A 19374-nucleotide genomic window follows, 5' to 3' on the forward strand; every position below is an offset into this window, starting at 1 on the left:
GGAGGAGCTATCATGGAAAAGGATTATTTAAAACCGGAATATTATGAAAACAGAGAATTAAGCTGGCTGAAATTTAATGGTCGTGTATTAAATGAAGCAAGAGATAAGTCTATACCTTTACTGGAGCGCCTAAAGTTTGTAAGTATTACGTCTTCTAATTTGGATGAATTTTTTATGGTGCGTGTAGCATCTTTAAAGGACATGGTACATGCAGGATATAAGAAAAAAGATATTGCAGGGATGACAGCAACAGAGCAGTTAGAAGCCATTAATAAGGATACCCGTGCATTGGTGGAAACCCAATACTCTACTTACAATCGTTCTTTAGTTCCATTAATGAAAAATCATGGGATTGAAATTATTGATCGGTTTGAGGAATTAACAAAAGAGCAAGAAGAATATGTGGATCGATATTTTGAGGAAAATGTATATCCTGTACTTACTCCCATGGCAGTGGATGCATCAAGACCATTTCCATTGATTCGAAATAAAACATTAAATCTTGCTGCATTGCTTTCAAAGAAAGGGGATGCAAAAGGGGAGGTAGAATTTGCCACAGTACAGGTGCCTTCTGTATTGTCCAGAATTGTTCAGATTCCGGCAAGAGAAGAAGGAATGCGTAGCTTTATTCTGTTAGAGCAGATTATTGAGCGTAATATTAATCAGTTGTTTTTAAATTATGATGTATTGTGTGCCTATCCGTATCGTATTATGAGAAATGCAGACCTGAGTATTGATGAAGATGAGGCTGAGGATTTATTGCAGGAAATCCAAAAACAGTTAAAAAAACGTCAGTGGGGAGAAGTTATCCGATTAGAAGTGGAAGATGGGGTAGATAAACGCCTTCTTAATATTCTGAAGGAAGAACTTCATATTCAGCAAGAGGCAATTTATAAAATTGGCGGTCCCCTTGACTTAACCTTTTTAATGAAGATGTATGGTCTTGAGGGATGTGATGACCTTCGTTATGCACCATATAAACCGCAGAGAGTCCCTCAGATTGTACCAGGGGAAGATATTTTTGAGGAAATTCGAAAGGGTGACATTTTATTACATCATCCATACCAAACCTTCGATCCGGTGGTAGACTTTATTCGTCAGGCTTCGGTAGACCCCAATGTTCTGGCGATTAAGCAGACTTTGTACCGAGTTAGTGGTAATTCACCGATTATCGCATCGCTTGCTCAGGCAGCAGAAAACGGAAAACAGGTTTCTGTATTGGTAGAGTTAAAGGCAAGATTTGATGAAGAAAATAATATTGTGTGGGCAAAAAAACTGGAAAAGGCAGGATGTCACGTTATTTATGGATTGGTAGGATTAAAGACGCACAGTAAAATTGCATTAGTAGTACGACGCGAAGAGGATGGCATTCGTAGATATGTACATCTGGGAACCGGAAACTATAATGATTCTACTGCAAAATTATATACGGATTTAGGTATGTTTACCTGCTCTGAATCCATAGGAGAGGATGCAACAGCCGTATTTAATATGTTGTCCGGTTATTCAGAACCATTGAGTTGGAATAAGCTGGTGGTGGCACCAATTTGGCTGAGAAAGAAGTTCTTAAAACTGATTAAAAGAGAGACAAAGTATGCACAGGAAGGAAAAGAAGCTTTTATTAAGGCGAAGATGAATTCCCTATGTGATCGTGAAATTATTGCAGCGCTGTATGAAGCATCTGCCGCGGGAGTTAAAATTGAACTTGTAGTTCGAGGAATCTGTTGTTTACGAGTTGGTATTCCGGGAATCAGTGAAAATATTTCTGTAAGATCGATTGTAGGAAATTTTCTGGAACACAGCAGAATATTTTACTTCCATAATAATGGACAGGAAGAAATCTACATGGGAAGTGCAGACTGGATGCCGCGTAACTTAGACCGCCGAGTAGAGATTCTCTTTCCGGTAGAAAATGAACGATTGATGGAAGAAATAAAGCACATTTTAAATACTCAGTTAGAGGATAATATGAAAGCACACATTTTACAAAGTGATGGTGAATATGGTAAAATAGATAAAAGAGGTAAAAAACTGGTAAATTCTCAGGAACAGTTTTGTAAAGAAGCAAAAAAAGCAATTCCAAAACAAAAAAATATATATCAGGAAAGAGTATTTATTCCGGCAGAACCAGTGGAGTAACCAAGGAAAAATGTAAGAGAGATAATAAAGTAATGCATGTAGAAATGAAAGAAAAACAAAAAAAGTAGAGGGAGAAACAAAAGATAAGGTTATGAAAAGTAAAATTTTATTTTCTGATGTGGATGACACGTTAGTAAACAAGGATAAGACCATTTCGGAGGTAAACCGAAAGGCAATTACAAAAATGCTGGAGCAGGGGCATTATTTTGTTGCAGTAACAGGAAAACCAATCGTAGTTGGGAGACGTGTAATAAGGGATTTAGGATTGACCATGCCGGGATGTTATATGGTAGCGTTTAATGGTGCGGTGGTATATGATTGTGCGGCAGACAGAGTTCTGGCGGAACGTACACTTTCTTTGGATATTGTAAGAGAGATATTGGAGGAAGCAGATTTGGAAGGGGTTCATGTACAGACCTATCAGAAAAATCATATACTGACCAGAGAGCATGATGAGGAACTTGATTTTTACTTAGATCAGGCAAAAATGGAATACAAGTTGGTGCCGGATATTTTCAGTTGTTTGGAAAAAGAGCCAAACAAGGTAATCGCAATTAGTATTGATGGACAGAAACCATTGGTGGAACTCAAAAAAAACTTATTGGAGAAACATCCTAATCTCGAGAAGCGTTGTAATTGCTTTTTCTCTAAGGATGAATATTTGGAATTTTGTCCAAAAGATGTTAATAAAGGAATCGGTGTGAAATATCTTTCAGAGTTTTTGAATATTCCATTTGAGGACACGGTTGCAGTTGGTGATGGAAGAAACGATCTTTCCATGATTAAGACAGCAAAGATTGGAGCAGCAGTGCAAAATGCGATTTCGGATTTAAAAAAAGAAGCAGATTATGTAACAGTGGAAGACCATGAACACGGAGCTGTGGCAGAGGTAATTGAACGATTTATATTGTCATAGACAACCAGCATAGAAAAGAGTATCGCATAGAATTAGTGCGATACTCTTTTGGCTTTAATGGCATCTAATATATTGTCTGGAATTTTTAGGTTTCCTTTTCCCGTTCCAAGATGAAGATAAGGTTTGTTTTCACCATGAAAGTCCGAACCGCCGCTGATTAAGAGGTCAAATTCAGCAGCAAGCTTTTTCATATTACGTTCATCCCCCGGAGTATTCATAGAATAAATAGCTTCCATTCCAGTGAGACCGGATTCTTTTAAAGATTTTACAAAAAAACGAAGTCTGTCATGGTTCATATGACAGAGTACCGGGTGAGCAAAAAAAGAAAGTCCGCCGCCAAGGCGAATAAGGTCAATGGCTTCAAAAGGAGAGATTTTTTCTCTTGGAACATAGCAACGGCAGTTGTCACCAAGATATTTTCGGAAAACGGTATCTCGGTCTTTGACAAATCCATGCTCAACCAAATAGCGGGCGAAGTGAGCACGGGTAATAACACTTTCCGGATATTCTTTATAGAGAGCTTCTAATGTAATATCAAATCCTTCTTTCTGAAGTAAAAAGGCCATTTTTTCATTACGAATGTCGCGGCTTTGGATGAATTCCTGCAACTTTGCAAGAAAAGCTGGATTCGTATCATCAATATAGAACCCTAACATATGTACTTCTGTACCATTATAATCTGTAGAAAGTTCAATTCCCGGTATCAGTTCAATTCCAAGATTTTCAGCAATGGGTTTTGCTTTTGCCAGACCTCCTATTGTATCGTGGTCGGTCAGAGCGATAGCAGAAAGACTGGTATCTGCAGCAAGGTGCATTAGCTCTTGGGGAGTAAGTGTTCCATCAGATTCGGTAGAGTGGGTATGTAAGTCAATCATATAAAAAGTCCTTCCTTTTCTTTGATGAATGTGCTATGATAAATAAAGTAATTTACAACTTATTATTATATCAGAAATTAGAGCAGAAAGAAACTGTGATAAAAATGAAAGAGATTTTCAAAAAGTACTTGACGATAAGGAAAAGAGATGATATAGTAATGAAGTTGTAAGTAGAAAACAAAGTAGAGTATCCACTCTCACCTTAGCACAAATGCGTGACTAATGGTTCATATTCGTGAGAAATACAGAAGTATTTAGAATATAAGTGGATAGTCTGCCTATCCACTTTTTTATATTAATTTTTGGAGGTGCACAACCATTAGCGATTTAATGATTAATGAACAAATCAGAGATAAGGAAGTTCGTTTGATTGGCGAAAACGGAGATCAGCTGGGTATTATGTCTGCAAGAGAGGCATTGAAGCTTGCACAGGAAGCAGATCTTGATTTAGTAAAAATCGCCCCAACCGCAAAGCCACCGGTATGTAAGATTATCGATTACGGCAAATACAAATACGAGCTTGTCAGAAAAGAAAAAGAAGCCAAGAAAAAGCAGAAAACTGTTGAGGTAAAGGAAATCCGTTTATCACCAAACATTGAGACAAATGATTTGAATACAAAAATTAATGCAACAAGAAAGTTTATTGCCAAGGGCAATAAAGTAAAAATCACCTTGCGTTTCCGCGGAAGAGAAATGGCTCATATGCAGAGTAGTAAACATATTCTGGATGAGTTCGCAGAGACATTATCAGATGTTGCAGTAGTGGAAAAGGCACCTAAATTAGAAGGCCGCAGTATCAGTTTGGTGCTGGCGGAAAAGAAATAAACAGGGTTTAAGGAGGAAACAAAAATGCCAAAAATCAAAACAAGTAGAGCAGCAGCAAAGCGTTTTAAAGTGACAGGTACAGGAAAGTTAAAGAGAAATAAAGCTTATAAGAGACATATCTTAACAAAGAAATCTACAAAGACAAAGAGAAATTTAAGAAAAGCAGCAATGACAGATGCAACTAACGTTAAGAATATGAAGAAGATTTTACCATATCTGTAAGAATGAGTTAAGGAGGAATAGAAGTCATGGCAAGAATTAAAGGCGGATTAAACGCTAAGAAAAGACATAATAGAACATTAAAATTAGCAAAAGGATATAGAGGAGCTCGCTCCAAACAGTATAGAGTAGCTAAACAGTCTGTCATGAGAGCATTAACAAGTTCTTATGCAGGTAGAAAAGAAAGAAAGAGACAGTTCAGACAGTTATGGATTGCTCGTATTAACGCAGCAGCAAGAATTAACGGCATTTCCTATAGCCAGTTTATGCATGGATTAAAGTTAGCTGGTGTAGAAGTAAACCGTAAGATGTTAGCTGAAATGGCTGTAAATGATGCAGAAGGTTTTGCAACATTAGCAGAACTGGCAAAATCTAAGGTAGCTTAATTTAAGAAAAATTTAGAGTTTTTCAAATAATTTAAATTTTTTTGAAATTTTGAAAAATAATACTTGATTTTTTGAAACTCAGCATGTATAATATCAATGTTGAGTTTCGACATGGCTCGTTGGTCAAGCGGTTAAGACGCCGCCCTCTCACGGCGGAATCAGGGGTTCGATTCCCCTACGAGCTGCTAGCTATAATTGAATAGCCCAACCCGTAGAAAATGCTGAAAGCCTTAATGTAAGGTTTTCAGCATTTTCTGTTTTGAAACATTTTTTTTAAAACCCCTTGCAATTCGTGGATTTAAGTGCTATGATACTAATGATAACAAAGGTAACCTTAGACTTGAGAGTGGACATTGGTCCACTCTCAATTTTATGTAAGGTCAAAAAATTGAATATGGAAAGAGGTGTAAATATGTCAAAGAAAGAGACGTATGAACAGCGTACAGAAGAATTACTGCTGCCTATCATGGAAGAAAATAATTTTGAATTGGTAGATGTAGAATATGTCAAGGAAGGCGGCAACTGGTATCTGCGCGCTTACATCGACAAAGAGGGCGGAATCACGGTAGACGACTGTGAAGTAGTGAGCAGAAGGATGAGTGATTTGCTTGATGAGGCAGATTATATTGAAGAATCTTATATATTCGAGGTGAGTTCCCCAGGATTGGGAAGGCCGTTGAAAAAGGAAAAGGATTATGCCAGAAGCATGGGGAAAGAACTAGAGATTAGAACATACCGTGCGATTAATAAAGAAAAAGAGTTTTATGGTATTTTAACTGCTTATGATGAAAATACTGTTACCATTCAACCGGAAGATGGAGAAGAAATGATATTCAATAAATCAGACATTGCGTTAATTCGTCTGGCTTTTGATTTTTAAAATACGTCATAAATGCGTCAATAACAAGAAAATATTCAGGAGGATAAAAAAATGAACAATGAGTTATTAGAAGCGTTAAATATACTGGAAAAGGAAAAAGATATCAGCAAGGATACTTTATTAGAGGCGATTGAAAATTCTCTGATTACAGCATGCAAGAACCATTTCGGAAAATCAGATAACATCAAGGTAAATATCAATCCGGAGACATGTGAGTTTCATGTGTATGCCGAAAAGACTGTTGTAGAAGAAGTGCAGGATGAGGCACTGGAGATTAGTCTTGGAAATGCAAAAATGGTAGATTCCCAGTATGAATTGGGAGATATTGTAAATGTTGAGGTGAAATCCAAAGAATTTGGACGTATTGCAACACAGAATGCAAAGAATGTTATATTACAGAAGATTCGTGAAGAGGAAAGAAAAGTACTGTTTAATCAGTATTATGGAAAAGAAAAAGATGTTGTTACCGGTGTTGTACAACGTTATGTAGGGAAAAATATCAGTATTAATCTTGGAAAAGCAGATGCCATTTTAAGTGAAAATGAACAGGTGAAAGGTGAGGTGTTCCAGCCAACAGAACGAATCAAGGTATATATTTTGGAAGTAAAATCTACCTCCAAAGGACCAAAGATTTTGGTTTCCAGAACACATCCGGAATTAGTAAAACGTTTGTTTGAGTCAGAAGTAACGGAAGTAAAGGATGGTATTGTAGAGATTAAGAGTATTGCAAGAGAAGCTGGAAGCAGAACCAAAATCGCAGTATGGAGCAATGATCCGGATGTAGACCCGGTAGGTGCATGTGTCGGATTAAATGGAGCGAGAGTTAATGCTATTGTAAATGAACTTCGTGGAGAAAAAATTGATATTATCAATTGGAGTGATAATGCGGCAATGCTCATCGAGAATGCATTAAGTCCTGCAAAAGTTATTTCTGTTATCGCGGATGCAGAAGAAAAGACTGCAAAAGTAGTTGTTCCTGATTATCAATTATCATTGGCAATCGGAAAAGAAGGACAGAACGCAAGATTGGCAGCAAGACTGACCGGATTTAAGATTGATATTAAAAGTGAGACACAGGCAAGAGAAGCCGGAGACTTCATGGATTATGAAAATGATTATGAAGATGATTATGAGGATTACGAAGAGGAAGAATATACAGAAAAGGGTGAGTATGTAGAAGAGGAGTAGGAGAATGAGTAAAAAAATTCCCATGCGTCAATGCGTTGGATGCGGTGAAATGAAGAATAAGAAAGAAATGTTTCGTGTAATTAAAACTGCAGAAAACGAAATTCTTTTGGATACAACCGGAAAGAAAAATGGCAGAGGTGCATATATATGTCCAGATGAAGAATGTCTGAAAAAGGCAATTAAGACAAAAGGACTGGAACGCTCCTTAAAAACTGCCATACCACAGGAAGTAATAGAGAATCTGACAAAGGAGATGGAAACCATTGCAGCAAGATAGGATATTGTCCATGCTTGGTCTAGCAGCGAAAGCAGGGAAGGTAACAAGCGGCGAGTTTTCAACAGAAAAAGCAGTGAAAAGTGGTACAGCATTTCTTGTGTTGGTGTCAGAAGAGGCGTCTGATAATACAAGAAAAATGTTTCGCAATATGTGTTCCTTTTACCAGGTTCCGATGTATATATATGCTCCAAAAGAGGCATTAGGGCATGCCATTGGCAAACAGTTTCGGGCATCCGTTGCAGTATTGGATGAAGGATTTGCGAAGAGTTTGGAGAAAAAATTAAAATTGTTAGAAAAAACGGAATAACGGAGGTAACAAGAGTATGGCAAAAGTCAGAGTACATGAACTTGCAAAAGAGTTAAATATACAGTCAAAAGATATTATTAAATTTCTGGAAGAAAAAGATATTACAGGAAAGGTCGCAAACAGTTCTATTGAAGATGATGTGATTTCAATGGTAAAAGCAAAGTTTTCTGATAAGACGGAAAAGGAAGCAGAGAACAAAGAGGTGCATAAGGAAGAGAACAAACAGGAGAAAAAGGCAGGAGAACGTCCAAAGAAAAAGTCAAGTATCACCGCAGTGTTCAATCCGCAGAATAGTAAGACAGCACCAAAACGCCCACAGCAGGGAGGAAGACCGGAAGGAAATCGTCCACAGCGTTCACAGGCACAGAATACAGAGGGAAATCATCAGCAGAAAGCCCTGAACGAACAGAGACCGAGACCAGAAGGAAATCGTCCACAGAACGAACAGCAGCAGGGAGGAAGACCGGAAGGAAATCGTCCGCAACGTCCACAGCAGGGAGGAAGACCGGAAGGAAATCGCCCGCAGCGTCCACAGCAGGGAGGAAGACCGGAAGGAAATCGCCCGCAGCGCCCGCAGCAGGGAGGAAGACCGGAAGGAAATCGTTCACAGCGTCCACAGGGTGACAGAAATAATAACAGAAATGGACAGAATCGTCCAAATAATCAGAAAAATCGTTTTGAACAGGAAATCAGTAAGTTGAATCAGAATTCTCCGGCACCGGTAGTGGAAGAACGCGGAAAAGAAAGCAGAGAACGGGATAACCGTAAAAATAATAATCAGCGTCATGAGAAAGATATTATGGGCAAGAAGCAGGAGCGATTTGATAACCTAGAAAAGAGCAACAAAAAGAAAAAACAACAGCAGCCGGCTCCGCAGCCGCAGCAGAAGGAAGAGGATACCATTAAGACAATTACCCTTCCTGAAAAAATGACAATTAAAGAACTGGCAGACCGTATGAAAGTACAGGCGTCTGCAATTATTAAAAAGTTATTTTTACAGGGAAATATGGTAACTGTAAACAGTGAGATTACCTTTGAAGAAGCAGAAGAGATTGCACTGGAATTCAATTGTATCTGTGAAATGGAAGAAAAAGTAGATGTAATTGCGGAACTCTTAAAAGAAGAAGACGAAGATGAAGCTGTTATGGTAAAACGTCCTCCGGTTGTATGTGTTATGGGACACGTAGACCATGGTAAGACATCTCTTCTGGATGCGATACGTGATACCCACGTGATTGACCGCGAAGCAGGTGGAATTACTCAGCACATCGGAGCTTATATGGTAGAGTGTAATGGAGAAAAAATTACATTCTTAGATACACCGGGACATGAAGCATTTACTGCAATGCGTATGCGTGGTGCTAATTCTACTGATATTGCAATTCTTGTAGTAGCAGCAGATGATGGTGTTATGCCTCAGACAGTAGAGGCCATCAGTCATGCAAAGGCAGCAGGTGTAGAAATTATTGTTGCTGTTAATAAGATTGATAAGCCAAGTGCTAATATTGAACGAGTAAAACAAGAATTAGCAGAATATGAGCTAATTCCGGAAGACTGGGGTGGAAGTACCATTTTCGTACCGGTGTCAGCACATACACATGAAGGTATTGAACAGCTTTTGGAAATGGTTCTTTTAACAGCAGAAATCTGTGAATTAAAGGCAAATCCAAAGCGAAATGCAAGAGGTGTTGTCATTGAAGCACAATTGGATAAGGGAAGAGGTTCTGTTGCCACTGTTCTAGTACAAAAAGGTACATTACATGTTGGTGAACCGATTGCTTGTGGAAGTTGTTATGGTAAAGTCAGAGCCATGATTGATGATAAAGGCAGACGAGTAAAGGAAGCAGGTCCTTCTACACCAGTGGAAATATTAGGTTTGAATAATGTACCAAATGCTGGGGAAATCTTTGTATGTACAGGTTCTGAAAAGGAAGCGAAGAGCTTTGCTGAGACCTTTATTTCAGAAGGAAGAGAAAGAATGTTAGAGGAGACAAAGTCCAGAATGTCTCTGGATGATTTATTCTCACAGATTCAGTCTGGTAATGTAAAAGAACTTCCAATTATTGTAAAAGCAGATGTTCAGGGTTCTGTAGAAGCAGTAAAACAGAGTTTAGTAAAACTTTCCAATGAGGAAGTTGTGGTAAAGGTAATCCATGGTGGCGTTGGTGCTATTAATGAATCTGATGTAAGCTTGGCATCTGCATCTAATGCGATTATTATTGGATTTAATGTACGTCCGGATGCAACTGCTAAAGCAACTGCAGAGAGGGAAGGCGTAGACGTCAGATTGTATAAGGTAATCTACAATGCTATTGAGGATGTTCAGGCAGCTATGAAAGGAATGCTTGATCCTGTATTTGAAGAAAAGGTTCTGGGTCATGCAGAGGTGCGTCAGATATTCAAAGCTTCAGGAGTAGGAAATATTGCCGGTTCCTATGTATTGGATGGTGTATTCCAGAGAGGCTGCAAAATTCGTATTTCTCGTGAAGGAGAACAGATTTTTGAAGGCGATCTTGCATCCTTAAAGAGATTTAAAGATGATGTAAAAGAAGTAAAAGCAGGATATGAATGCGGTCTTGTTTTTGAAGGATTCAATGATATTCAGGAACTGGATGTGGTAGAGGCATATACCATGGTCGAGGTTCCAAGATAAGATTTGAGGAAAAAATATGAGAAAAAATAGTATTAAAAATACAAGAGTCAACGGAGAGGTTCTTAGAGAATTAAGCAATATTATTCGTGGTGAGATTAAGGACCCAAGAATCAATCCAATGACCTCTGTAGTAGCAGTTGAGGTGGCCCCGGATTTAAAGAGCTGTAAGGCATATATCAGTGTATTAGGCGATGAAGAATCTCAGAAGGATACATTGGCAGGATTAAAAAGTGCAGAAGGGTATATTCGGAGCAAGCTTGCAAAGAATATCAATTTGAGAAATACACCGGAGATTCGTTTTGTATTGGACCAGTCCATTGAATATGGTGTTAATATGTCAAAACTGATTGATGATGTAAATAAGGAGCAGTAAATATGGAAAATCTGGCTTCACAGCTGGAACAGGTAGAGACAGTTGCCATTGCCGGACATGTGCGTCCGGATGGTGACTGTGTGGGCTCCTGTCTGGCAACTTATAATTATATAAAGACGTGGTATCCGGATATTCAGGTAGATGTGTATCTGGAGCCTATTCCAAATATATTCAAATTTTTGAAGAATGCGGATCAGATACATCATAGTTATGAATCTGATCAAAAATATGACCTGTGCATCGTACAAGACTGCGGAGATACCGGGAGACTTGGAAATGCAGTGAAATATTTTGAAACAGCGAAAAAAACAGTATGTATTGACCATCATGTAAGCAATGCTAGTTTTGCGGACGAGAATTATATTTTCCCAGAAGCAAGTTCTACATCTGAGTTGATTTTCGAATTGTTAGAAGAAGAGCGAATTACCAAAGAAATTGCAGAGTGTATTTATGTGGGTATGGTACACGATACCGGAGTATTCCAGTATTCCTGTACTTCTGCCAAGACAATGAATATTGCCGGAAGACTGATGGAAAAAGGAATCGATTTTTCGAAAATCGTAGATGATACTTTTTATACAAAAACGTTTGAGCAAAATAAAATTCTGGGACGTGCTCTATTAAATAGTGAACTTTATCTGGATGGAGCATGTATTGCTACGGTAATTTCTAAAAAGGAAATGGAAGAATATGGTGTGCTTCCAAAGCATTTAGAAGGTATTGTGAGCCAATTACGCGTGACAAAAAATGTAGAAGTTGCGGTATTTTTATATGAAAATGAAGATGGAACCTGGAAGGTAAGCATGCGTTCTAATGGAAAGATTGATGTGGCATCTATTGCCATGAAACATCAGGGCGGTGGACATGTCAGAGCAGCAGGAGTTACTATGACAGGTATACCGGAAGAAATCATTTCTGTTTTGTGCAAAGAAATAAAGGAGCAGTTATAGTGAAACGATGATTAGTGGAATTATCAATGTGTATAAAGAAAAGGGCTATACTTCTCATGATGTGGTAGCAAAGCTTCGGAGAATTTTGAATCAAAAGAAAATCGGACATACTGGGACTCTTGATCCGGATGCGGAAGGAGTTCTTCCTGTTTGTCTTGGAAAGGCAACCAGAGTATGCGATATGCTTACAGAAAAGGATAAAGTGTACGAGGCAGTTCTGTTATTTGGAAAGAAAACAGATACTCAGGATACGACGGGAAATGTACTGGAAGAAAAAGAAGTTGCCTGCACAGAAGAACAAGTGCGAGAAGTAGTAAAATCCTTTGTAGGGACTTATGCACAAATTCCGCCTATGTATTCCGCACTTAAGGTAAATGGGAAAAAGCTTTGTGATTTGGCAAGAGCAGGGATTGAAGTGGAAAGAAAACCGCGAGAGGTGACAATTTTTTCTATTGACATAGAAGAGATAGAGTTGCCCAGAGTGAAAATGCTTGTGCATTGTTCAAAAGGAACGTATATACGCACTCTTTGTCATGATATAGGAGCAAAGCTTGGATGTGGCGGATGCATGGAATCCTTGTTGCGTACAAAGGTAGCACAATTCACGTTAGAACATTCTTTACGACTTAATGAAATTGAAGAAAAAGTACAAAAACTTCGTCAGGAAACAGTTCAGGAGCTTACAGCAGAAAGTCTGGGAAATATAGTTACCAAAACAGATGAGGTTTTTGAAGGATATCCAAAGTTGTACGCAAAAGAAGGGGTTGAAAAGATGCTTTATAATGGAAATGCCATGCAACCAGAATGGATAGAAGGATGGCAAGATTCTTTGCAGCAAGAGAAAATTCGCCTTTATGACCAAAAACAAAATTTTATTGGTATCTATCAGTATAACAATAAGTATATGGATATCAGACCCATTAAGATTTTTATGGAATAGGACAGAATAATGGAATACATAAAAGGGACAACAAGATTTAAAATAGAAGAACCTACGGTGTTGTCTTTGGGAAAGTTTGATGGACTTCACCGGGGGCATGAATTATTAATGGATTATGTGTTTCGAAAGAAACAGGAAGGATTGAAGGCTGTTATTTTTACCTTCGATATTCCGCCAAAGAAAAATGTGGAACGTGTGAATGCAAAGGTACTTACTACGAATCAAGAAAAGAGTAGGCTCTTTGAAAGTATTGGTATCGATTATTTGATTGAGTGTCCGTTCACTCAGGAAGTTATGTGCATGGAGCCGGAACTGTTTATTGAGATGGTAGTAAAGCAACTCAATGTGAAATGTTTGGTGGTAGGAAAAGATTTTCATTTTGGGCACAACCGACGTGGTGATTATCGGATGCTTCAGCAATACGCTTCTGAATATGGTTATGAAGTAGAAGTTGTAGATAAGATGCAGGAAGATGGAAGAGATATAAGTAGCACGTTTGTAAGAGAACAGATTGTAGCTGGAAATATCGAAAAGGCAAACGAACTTTTAGGGTATCGGTATTTTGTGGAAGGTTCCATACTTCATGGCAGAAAGATGGGAAGAGCAGTGCTTGGGATTCCTACCATTAATCTGATTCCAACAGAGGAAAAGCTGTTGCCGCCATATGGGGTTTATCTTTCTATAACAGAATGGAACGGGAGAGCGTATCCGGGGATTACGAATATTGGGTGTAAGCCTACTGTAGAAGGAAATAATCCAGTAGGGGTGGAAACCCATATTTTTGATTTTGATGAAGACATTTACGGAAGAGAAGTAAAGGTAAGCTTTATCAGCAAAATGCGGGAAGAAAGAAAGTTTGAATCATTGGATGCTTTAAAGAGACAGATGATACATGATGTTGCATTTGGAAAACAATATTTCAGAGAAAATCAAAGGTGAATGATATGGAACTTATTTTAACATTGTTAGGTGGTCTTGGACTGTTTTTATTTGGAATGACCTTTATGAGTCAGGGATTACAGAAGGCAGCGGGTGCAAAACTTCGAAATATATTAGAGGTAATGACAAAGAACAAACTAATTGCTGTTGTTTTCGGAGCATTGTTTACTGCGATAATCCAGTCTTCGGGAGCAACTACTGTAATGGTGGTAAGCTTCGTAAATGCTGGAATTATGTCGCTGGCGCAGTCAATAGGAATTATTTTTGGTGCCAATATTGGTACAACAATTACTTCTCAATTAGTGGCATTTAATCTTACAGGAATTGCACCGTTTATTCTATTTGTGGGAGCGGTACTCATGATGTTTGGACGAAAGCCGATGATGAAGAAAATAGGTGAAGTTATTCTGGGCTTTGGAGCACTTTTTATGGGAATTAGCATGATGAAGGATGCTATGGCCGACTTGAGAAATTATCAGTCTGTTCTTAATGTACTTGGAAGTCTGGATAATCCGTTGCTTGGAATATTGATGGGAACAGTCATTACGATTATCGTACAGAGTTCTTCGGTAACAGTAAGTATCTTGCTTTTAATGGCTGGGCAGGGGTTGGTAGACCTTTCTGTTTGCTTCTATGTTATATTAGGTTGTAATATAGGTTCTTGTACACCGGCAGTTTTGGCAAGTCTTGATGCAAGGAAAGATGCAAAACGTGCGGCTTTGATTCATGTGATGTTCAATGTGTTTGGCATGGTGATTATTGGATTGTTGTTAGTCTTTGGTATGCAGTATTTTGAATCTTTTATTTTAAAGATTTCTGGTGCAGACGTAGGCCGATGTGTAGCAAATGCAGATACCTTGTTTAAGATATTCCAGACTGTTATTTTCCTTCCGATGTCAGCACAGTTTGTTGCTTTGACTAAGATGATAATTCCGGGTGAGGATAAAAAGAATCAGGATTATCAGTTGTTATATATTGGAAAGCAGAATATTTTCTCACCATCGACTGCTGTGGTAGAAACTACACAGGAAATTGAACATATGGCAAAATTGGCATATGAGAATTTACAGCTTTCCATGGAAGGATTTTTTGATGGAACAGAAGAAAAGATTCAGAAAGTATATGAAACAGAAAAGCAGATAGATTTTCTAAGTCATGAAATCACCGATTATCTTGTGAAAATCAATCAGTTGCAGCTTCCGGTAGCAGATGCGCAGAGAATTGGCGGTCTGTTTCATGTGGTAAGTGATGTTGAAAGAATCGGAGACCATGCAGAGAATATTGCAGATGCGGCAGTGAAGTGCAGAGCAGATGGTATTTCTTTTACCAAAAAAGGAACAAAGGAAATACTTCAAATGCATGAAAGAGCATTGTTGATATTTAAAGAATCTATGGAGATGTTCATTACGCAGAATATAGAAAAGCAAGATGAAATATTAAATTTAGAGAATAGTATTGACCGTATGGAGCGTGAGCTGCAACAGAATCATGTAAAACGTATGGCAAAGGGAAAATGTTCTCCGATGGCAGGTATTATTTTTACAGATCTAGTAACTGGTTTAGAACGCATTGGTGACCATTCCACGAATATTGCATTTTCTATTTTGGAAAAGGATCCGGAAGAGGAAGATGTGTAAAATGTTACATAAATGTTACAGAATGCTTGACAGTGTAATCTTTAGTTGATATAATAACCGAGAATTATGTTGGGATGAGTAAGAGATTCAGTATGGAGGTCAGCCATGAGATATGAAATCAGAAGAATAATAGCAACCTGTATGGCAGGTGTTACTGTTTTGAGTATGACAACGATGCACACAGAAGCATCAAATGGAGCAAATGCAGGAATTACGGCTGTGTTAGGTGAGAGCTTATCTAGTGGAGTAAGTGCAGGAATTACTGCGGTTGAGGCACAGAATACAACACAGGCAAATATAGAGACAATATGTGGATATACAAATCTTGGAATTGCAAATGTAGATAATCATTTGAATATTCGAGAGGGTGCAGGTGAAGACTATAATTTAGTTGGAAAGTTGCCTAAGGATGCAGGATGTGAGATTCTGGAAACAGAAGGAGAATGGAGTAAGATTCAGTCTGGTGATGTTACAGGGTATGTAAAAAGTGAATTTTTATTTACTGGTGATGCGGCTGTACAGAAGGCAGCAGAGGTTAAGTCTATTGTAGCTACATCCAACACCATGACATTAAATGCAAGAACAGAGCCGAATACCGAATGTAGTATTTGGACAACTATTGCAGAGGGAGAAGAACTGCAAGTAATAGAGGATATGGGCGATTGGGTAAAGGTAGACATTGATGGAGATGAATGTTACGTTGCCAGAGAATTTGTAGAATTATCCGAAGAATTACCCAAAGCCATGACTATGACAGAGATTCGTTACGGTCAAGGTGTATCTGATGTACGTGTTGATATTGTACAGTATGCATGTCAGTTTGTAGGTAATCGTTATGTATGGGGTGGTACAAGCCTTACGAACGGAGTGGATTGTTCCGGATTTACCATGCGTATTTACGAAAAATATGGAATTTATTTGCCACATTCCTCTAAGGCTCAGGCAAACTGTGGTACAAGAATTGATGCTTCTGAAGCAAGACCAGGAGACTTGTTCTTCTATGGAAGTGGAAAGAGCATTAGTCATGTGGCAATGTATATCGGAGGTGGTCAGGTAGTACATGCAAGTTCTGCAAAGACTGGAATTAAAATATCTAATGCATATTATCGAACTCCGATTTGTGTAGTAAGATTATTAAATGATTAAAAATGCTTTACAAGCATAGAATGTCTGTGTTATAATGCTTTGGTGTGAATAAGCCCATATTCAGTAACCGGACACTCCAACCGTTACTTAATATGCACAGTAATAGGGCGATTTATAAAGATTTAAAGGAGGTTATCATTATGATAGCAAAGGAAAAGAAACAGGCAATTATTGCTGAATACGGAAGAACACCTGGAGATACAGGTTCACCAGAAGTTCAGGTTGCTATTTTAACAGCAAGAATTCAGGAATTAACAGAGCACTTAAAAGAGAATCCAAAGGATCATCATTCAAGAAGAGGACTTTTAAAAATGGTAGGTCAGAGACGTGGTTTACTTGCATACCTGAAGAAAGTAGATATTGAAAGATATCGTACTTTAATTGACCGTTTAGGTATCAGAAAGTAATTTTCTGGCGGTTATAGAAAATAGAGCGGAGTTCCGCTCTATTTTCGTAATATGAAAAAAGTTGGTAAAGGGGCAGAAGGCACTTCCGAGACCACTGAGATGTACATAAAATGTTTTGTGTGTAACTCAGTAGTTTCGGTCTCTTCTGCCATAACGGAGGGTAATGCCTTCCAGATTATATATGAAGGAGATAGAAATATGTTTAAACAGTTTACAATGGAGCTTGCGGGAAGAACTCTTCAGGTTGATATTGGAAGAGTTGCTGCTCAGGCAAATGGAGCTGCTTTGATGCATTATGGTGATACTGTAGTGTTATGTACTGCAACAGCATCAGAGAAGCCAAGAGATGGGATTGATTTCTTCCCATTAAGTGTAGAGTATGAAGAAAAGTTATATGCAGTAGGTAAGATTCCTGGTGGATTTAACAAGAGAGAGGGAAAAGCATCTGAAAATGCAATTTTAACTTCTCGTGTTATTGACCGTCCAATGCGTCCATTATTCCCAAAAGATTATCGGAATGATGTAACATTAAATAATTTGGTTATGAGCGTTGATCCGGAGTGTCGTCCTGAAATTGTTGCAATGATTGGTTCTGCGATTGCAACAAGTATTTCTGATATTCCATTTGACGGTCCGTGTGCTACCACTCAGGTGGGTATGATTGATGGAGAATTTATTGTCAATCCAAGTCAGGAACAGTGGAAGAATGGAGATTTGAATCTGACGGTAGCTTCTACTAGTGAAAAGGTTATTATGATTGAAGCTGGTGCAAACGAAATTCCGGAAGCAAAGATGCTTGAGGCTATTTATATGGCCCATGATATCAATCAGAAAATTATTGCATTTATTAATGAAATTGTGGCTGAAGTTGGAAAACAGAAGCATGAATATACCAGTTGTGCGGTACCGGAAGAGTTATTTGCAGCGATTAAGGAAATCGTACCTCCAGCAGCAATGGAGGAAGCTGTATTTACAGATGAAAAGCAGGTGCGTGAAGAAAATATCAGAAAGATTACAGAGCAGTTAGAGGAAGCATTTGCAGAGAATGAAGAATGGCTTGCTGTTTTAGGAGAAGCTATTTATCAGTATCAGAAGAAGACAGTTCGTAAGATGATTTTAAAAGACCATAAGCGTCCGGATGGTCGTGCTATCGATCAAATTCGTCCGTTAGCAGCAGAAATAGATTTGATTCCAAGAGTTCATGGTTCTGCTATGTTTACTCGTGGACAAACTCAGATTTGTGATGTGGTCACTTTAGCACCATTATCTGAAGTACAGAGAATTGATGGTTTAGATGAAAATGAAGTAAATAAGCGTTATATGCATCACTATAACTTCCCAGCATATTCTGTTGGTGAGACAAAGCCAAGCAGAGGACCGGGACGTCGTGAAATCGGACACGGAGCATTGGCAGAAAGAGCATTGATTCCTGTTCTTCCATCTGAAGAAGAATTCCCATATGCAATTCGTGCCGTATCTGAGACTTTTGAATCTAACGGTTCTACCTCTATGGCATCTACCTGTGCATCTTGTATGGCGTTGATGGCAGCTGGAGTTCCTATTAAGAAAATGGTAGCAGGAATTTCCTGTGGTCTGGTAACAGGGGATACCGATGATGATTATATCGTACTTACTGATATTCAGGGGCTGGAAGACTTCTTTGGCGATATGGACTTTAAGGTAACCGGTACCCGTGAAGGTATTACTGCAATCCAGATGGATATTAAGATTCATGGTTTGACCAGACCGATTGTAGAAGAGGCGATTGCAAGAACAAGGGAAGCAAGACTCTATATTATGGATGAGGTAATGTCAAAAGCCATTGCAGAGCCGAGAAAAGAAGTTGGAAAATATGCACCGAAGATTATTCAGATTCAGATTGATCCGACTAAGATTGGTGATGTGGTTGGTCAGCGTGGAAAGACCATTAATGCAATTATTGAACAAACTGGTGTAAAGATTGATATTACTGATGATGGTGCCGTTTCTGTATGCGGAACTGATAAGGAAATGATGGACAAGGCTGTAGAGATGATTAAGATTATTACTACAGAATTCGAAGAAGGACAGATTTTTGTAGGAAAGGTAATTAGTATCAAAGAATTTGGTGCATTCCTTGAATTTGCTCCGGGAAAAGAAGGAATGGTTCACATTTCTAAGATTTCAAAAGAGCGTATCAATCGTGTAGAAGATGTTCTGACACTGGGCGATGTTGTAAAGGTAGTCTGCCTTGGAAAGGATAAGATGGGAAGAATCAGCTTCTCTATCAAAGATGTTCCGGCAGAGGAATAAGAGAATAAATAGTATAAGAAGTTTG

19 protein-coding genes and 1 tRNA gene are annotated in these 19374 nt (G+C 38.5%); 19 read left to right on the forward strand and 1 reads right to left on the reverse strand.

What is annotated here, in order from left to right:
• The first annotated feature begins 12 nt into the window (after positions 1-12).
• Both BIV20_RS06895 and BIV20_RS06900 read left to right on the forward strand, forming a co-directional pair.
• Entirely contained in the window at positions 13-2139 is a 2127-nt protein-coding gene (locus tag BIV20_RS06895; RefSeq protein WP_075719421.1) for an RNA degradosome polyphosphate kinase, read from the forward strand.
• 91 nt (positions 2140-2230) lie between these two features.
• Positions 2231-3055 carry a Cof-type HAD-IIB family hydrolase gene (locus BIV20_RS06900; RefSeq protein WP_075719423.1) on the forward strand — a complete coding sequence of 275 codons (825 nt, stop codon included), beginning with the start codon at positions 2231-2233 and terminating at the stop codon, positions 3053-3055.
• 32 nt (positions 3056-3087) lie between these two features.
• Here BIV20_RS06900 and BIV20_RS06905 read toward each other — a convergent pair whose 3' ends face one another.
• A complete protein-coding gene (locus BIV20_RS06905) occupies positions 3088-3930 on the reverse strand; it encodes a PHP domain-containing protein (protein ID WP_075719425.1) in 843 nt (280 codons plus the stop codon).
• 330 nt (positions 3931-4260) lie between these two features.
• Between BIV20_RS06905 and infC the strand changes: the two genes are divergently transcribed.
• From infC to BIV20_RS06990, 17 genes are all read left to right on the forward strand, one after another.
• Complete coding sequence (gene infC, locus BIV20_RS06910; protein ID WP_075719427.1) at positions 4261-4755, forward strand: translation initiation factor IF-3; 495 nt, start codon at positions 4261-4263, stop codon at positions 4753-4755.
• 24 nt (positions 4756-4779) lie between these two features.
• Complete coding sequence (gene rpmI / locus BIV20_RS06915; RefSeq protein ID WP_075719429.1) at positions 4780-4977, forward strand: 50S ribosomal protein L35; 198 nt, start codon at positions 4780-4782, stop codon at positions 4975-4977.
• Positions 4978-5003: 26 nt separating this feature from the next.
• Complete coding sequence (gene rplT / locus BIV20_RS06920) at positions 5004-5360, forward strand: 50S ribosomal protein L20 (protein ID WP_075719431.1); 357 nt, start codon at positions 5004-5006, stop codon at positions 5358-5360.
• Positions 5361-5473: 113 nt separating this feature from the next.
• Positions 5474-5545, forward strand: a tRNA-Glu gene (locus BIV20_RS06925).
• 227 nt (positions 5546-5772) lie between these two features.
• A complete protein-coding gene (rimP, locus tag BIV20_RS06930; RefSeq protein WP_075719433.1) occupies positions 5773-6240 on the forward strand; it encodes a ribosome maturation factor RimP in 468 nt (155 codons plus the stop codon).
• A gap of 51 nt (positions 6241-6291) precedes the next feature.
• Entirely contained in the window at positions 6292-7428 is a 1137-nt protein-coding gene (nusA, locus tag BIV20_RS06935; RefSeq protein ID WP_075719435.1) for a transcription termination factor NusA, read from the forward strand.
• Between the two features lie 4 nt (positions 7429-7432).
• Complete coding sequence (gene rnpM, locus BIV20_RS06940; protein ID WP_075719437.1) at positions 7433-7705, forward strand: RNase P modulator RnpM; 273 nt, start codon at positions 7433-7435, stop codon at positions 7703-7705.
• Complete coding sequence (locus tag BIV20_RS06945; RefSeq protein WP_075719439.1) at positions 7692-8012, forward strand: L7Ae/L30e/S12e/Gadd45 family ribosomal protein; 321 nt, start codon at positions 7692-7694, stop codon at positions 8010-8012. Before rnpM ends, BIV20_RS06945 begins: the two co-directional genes overlap by 14 nt.
• A 16-nt stretch (positions 8013-8028) precedes the next feature.
• Positions 8029-10665, forward strand: coding sequence for a translation initiation factor IF-2 (gene infB / locus BIV20_RS06950; protein WP_075719441.1), 2637 nt, complete (start codon positions 8029-8031; stop codon positions 10663-10665).
• A 16-nt stretch (positions 10666-10681) separates the two neighbouring features.
• On the forward strand, positions 10682-11038 hold the full coding sequence (rbfA, locus tag BIV20_RS06955; protein ID WP_075719443.1) for a 30S ribosome-binding factor RbfA: 357 nt from the start codon (positions 10682-10684) through the stop codon (positions 11036-11038).
• A gap of 2 nt (positions 11039-11040) precedes the next feature.
• A complete protein-coding gene (locus BIV20_RS06960) occupies positions 11041-11988 on the forward strand; it encodes a DHH family phosphoesterase (RefSeq protein ID WP_075719445.1) in 948 nt (315 codons plus the stop codon).
• Positions 11989-11995: 7 nt separating this feature from the next.
• The gene (gene truB, locus BIV20_RS06965; protein ID WP_075719447.1) at positions 11996-12928 is read left to right on the forward strand and encodes a tRNA pseudouridine(55) synthase TruB; all 933 of its coding nucleotides are present in this window, start codon (positions 11996-11998) and stop codon (positions 12926-12928) included.
• Positions 12929-12937: 9 nt separating this feature from the next.
• Positions 12938-13867, forward strand: a complete 930-nt coding sequence (locus BIV20_RS06970) for a bifunctional riboflavin kinase/FAD synthetase (protein WP_075719449.1) — start codon at positions 12938-12940, stop codon at positions 13865-13867.
• A gap of 5 nt (positions 13868-13872) precedes the next feature.
• Positions 13873-15504, forward strand: a complete 1632-nt coding sequence (locus tag BIV20_RS06975) for a Na/Pi cotransporter family protein (RefSeq protein WP_075719451.1) — start codon at positions 13873-13875, stop codon at positions 15502-15504.
• Between the two features lie 105 nt (positions 15505-15609).
• Complete coding sequence (locus BIV20_RS06980; protein WP_075719453.1) at positions 15610-16650, forward strand: C40 family peptidase; 1041 nt, start codon at positions 15610-15612, stop codon at positions 16648-16650.
• A 140-nt stretch (positions 16651-16790) separates the two neighbouring features.
• On the forward strand, positions 16791-17057 hold the full coding sequence (rpsO, locus tag BIV20_RS06985; RefSeq protein ID WP_075719455.1) for a 30S ribosomal protein S15: 267 nt from the start codon (positions 16791-16793) through the stop codon (positions 17055-17057).
• 198 nt (positions 17058-17255) lie between these two features.
• Positions 17256-19349 (forward strand): polyribonucleotide nucleotidyltransferase, encoded by a 2094-nt coding sequence (locus tag BIV20_RS06990; RefSeq protein ID WP_075719457.1) that lies wholly within the window; start codon positions 17256-17258, stop codon positions 19347-19349.
• Positions 19350-19374 lie beyond the last annotated feature (25 nt).

Source organism: Roseburia sp. 499, assembly GCF_001940225.2.
Classification (GTDB): Bacteria; Bacillota; Clostridia; order Lachnospirales; family Lachnospiraceae; genus Petralouisia.